Below are 1,532 nucleotides of genomic sequence, written 5' to 3' on the forward strand. Positions count from 1 at the left end.
GGACCAACAGGGCTTCGTGGTGCAATGCCGGCTCTTTCGCGGCGGCTCTCCAGCTGTGACGACTTGCCCACTCCCCGGCCGTGCTTATGTGCGCAGCCTAGCCGGCCAGGTCCGAGAAGCGAAACGACGCTGGAAGCTGGCGAGGCGCCCCGGTTGGTTTGTCGGATCCCAGAACCGGAACACTCGGCTCGGTCAGGAGGCAGAAGTAAGATCACGCTATTGGACGCTTTCGGACAAGCCGCTGCCCCCGTGGCCACAGCCGGACACTTCGAGCTACGCGAGGCGCCGATCCCTAGCCCGGCCAAGGGACAGGCACTTACGCGGACGATCTATGTGTCGCTCGATCCCTACCAGTGGGGGCAGGAGTTCACGCCTGACCGGAGAAGTTTCATGGCGAGGGAATGCCGGAAGATGTGCGGCGATATCGGCTTGCCCTCCAAGTTTGGCCTGGTGGACCCGGCCTGGGAGGCGGCACGCCGCACGACGTGTGTCGCGCCGAAACGCGTCAGGCGCTCGTTGTGGACCCGACGAAGATCGGCCGCGGTTCATGATGGGCGAGGCCGCGTTCGCTCAACAGGTCCGTCAGCGGTCGCACCAGATCCTGAGGAATGGGAACGACGCGATCTTGGCGTCCCTTGCCGTGAAGCAGCACCTGCGGGCGCCCTCGCTCCAACTGAAGGTCGTTCGCGTTGACGCCGGTCGCTTCGGACACGCGGGCGCCGGTTCTCGCCAAGAAGAGCAGAAAGGCCCGGTCGCGCCGGCCGCGGGGCGTCGTCTGATCAGGGGCTGCGATGATGGCCTCCACCTCGGCGTTGGTGAGGTGGTGCATCACCTCGATGTGGCCCGTTTGGTGGGGATCGTCAGAACCCGTTGGGCGACGCCGAACGAGGCGGGATCGGCGGCGGCGACGTGATGGAAGAAGGATCGGATCACGGTTAGTTGGGCGTTGCGCTAGGCGACGGAATTGTTCCGCTTCTCCTCAAGCTCATCGAGAAAGGCGAAAACGAGGTCCCGATCGAGATCTTCAAGGACCAACGCCGCTGGCTTCTTCCGCAAACGGTCGGCGGCAAAGAGGATCAGCATGCGCAAGGCGTCGCGATAGCTGGCCGGTGGTCGCGGAGGTGGCGTTGCGTTGCTTGGTCAACCGGCGACGGAAGTACGACTCCAGGAGCGGCGCCAGAAGGAGGTGTTCGCTCATGCGGCGCCTCCGTCCAGGACGGCGCGTTCAGCCGCGATGGCGAGAAGATCCGACGAACCGGTGAGGTAGTAGGCCGTGTCGCTGTAGCTGGCGTGGCCGAGTAGGTGGCGAGTAATGCGTTCCACCGCGGCTTCAATCGGCTCACGCCCGAGACGCTCAAGGCGATCAATAATCTGGTGGTGCAGGCGGCGGTCGAGCTCGGACTTGAGGACGGCCAAAGGCTGCGTGTGGATACCACCGTGGTGCAGACCGACATGGAAGCTATTCGGGCGCGCCCCCGCCGATCGTCACCACGAACTCAGGTCCATCTTTCGCCGCTTCTCGGGCTACGTGG

The 1,532-nt window shown here is 64.6% G+C and carries 3 protein-coding genes; 1 reads left to right on the forward strand and 2 read right to left on the reverse strand.

The window, feature by feature from the left end:
• Positions 1-347: 347 nt before the first annotated feature.
• Entirely contained in the window at positions 348-482 is a 135-nt protein-coding gene (locus tag KIP88_RS48095) for a tyrosine-type recombinase/integrase (RefSeq protein ID WP_308163848.1), read from the reverse strand.
• A gap of 23 nt (positions 483-505) precedes the next feature.
• Positions 506-829, reverse strand: a complete 324-nt coding sequence (locus tag KIP88_RS47750) for a tyrosine-type recombinase/integrase (protein WP_283848600.1) — start codon at positions 827-829, stop codon at positions 506-508.
• A 473-nt stretch (positions 830-1,302) separates the two neighbouring features.
• Between KIP88_RS47750 and KIP88_RS45700 the strand changes: the two genes are divergently transcribed.
• Positions 1,303-1,532, forward strand: a 230-nt coding sequence (locus KIP88_RS45700) for a hypothetical protein (RefSeq protein ID WP_214494606.1), incomplete at its 3' end; no start/stop codon positions are given.

The organism is Bradyrhizobium sp. SRL28 (genome assembly GCF_018596315.1).
Lineage (GTDB): Bacteria > Pseudomonadota > Alphaproteobacteria > Rhizobiales > Xanthobacteraceae > Bradyrhizobium.

Excerpts from the sequence above, each read along its gene's own strand:
- KIP88_RS47750 (WP_283848600.1), bottom strand. The coding sequence starts at position 829 with ATGCACCACCTCACCAACGCCGAGGTGGAGGCCATCATCGCAGCCCCT.